The sequence below is a fragment of the Paraburkholderia sp. BCC1876 genome (assembly GCF_902833695.1).
In the GTDB taxonomy this organism is placed as follows: domain Bacteria; phylum Pseudomonadota; class Gammaproteobacteria; order Burkholderiales; family Burkholderiaceae; genus Paraburkholderia.
In genome coordinates this window covers 1-567 of sequence record NZ_CADFGI010000042.1, presented here as the reverse complement: position 1 = coordinate 567, position 567 = coordinate 1, and the positions used below count along the sequence as shown (strand labels likewise).

Below are 567 nucleotides of genomic sequence, written 5' to 3'. Positions count from 1 at the left end.
CGGCCAGACCGCGAATATCCTGCTGTTCGTTGGCCCCAGGCTGCACCTCTCGCCGACAGACGAAGCCGGCCGCCTGTGGGCACATCAATTGCAACTGACGGTGGCAGACTTCGTCACCGAGATCCACGACACGCATCATCCGATCGCCTCGAACCTCTACTACGAGGACCAGAAGGCCGAGGCCGCGATGCGCGCGGAAGACTTCATCCGCCATCGCCTGCCGAAGTTCCTCGGCTACTTCGCGCGCGTGCGCGAGCAGAACCCGCGCAAGGGCGGCTTCATGGTTGGCGGGCAGCTCAGTTATGTCGATCTGTCGATCTTTCAGTTAATCGAAGGATTGCGCTATGCGTTTCCGAAGGCGATGGCGCGTGCGGAGAAGACATACGCGGGTTTGGTGGAGATTCGCGATCGGGTTGCCGAGCACCCGCCGATTGCGAACTACCTGGAATCGGATCGGCGCATTGCGTTCAATCAGGAGGGGATCTTCCGCCATTATCTCGAGCTGGATCGCTGAGGCCTCGCAACCGCCGAGGCATTGCAACGTGACCGTGCGGCGCCAGGGGCCGG

The 567-nt window shown here is 62.1% G+C and carries 1 protein-coding gene; it reads left to right on the top strand.

The genetic code is table 11. From position 1 onward, the window contains the following. On the top strand, positions 1-514 hold a 514-nt coding region (locus tag HWY05_RS37655), incomplete at its 5' end, for a glutathione S-transferase C-terminal domain-containing protein (RefSeq protein WP_176061479.1). Between the last annotated feature and the right edge of the window lie 53 nt (positions 515-567).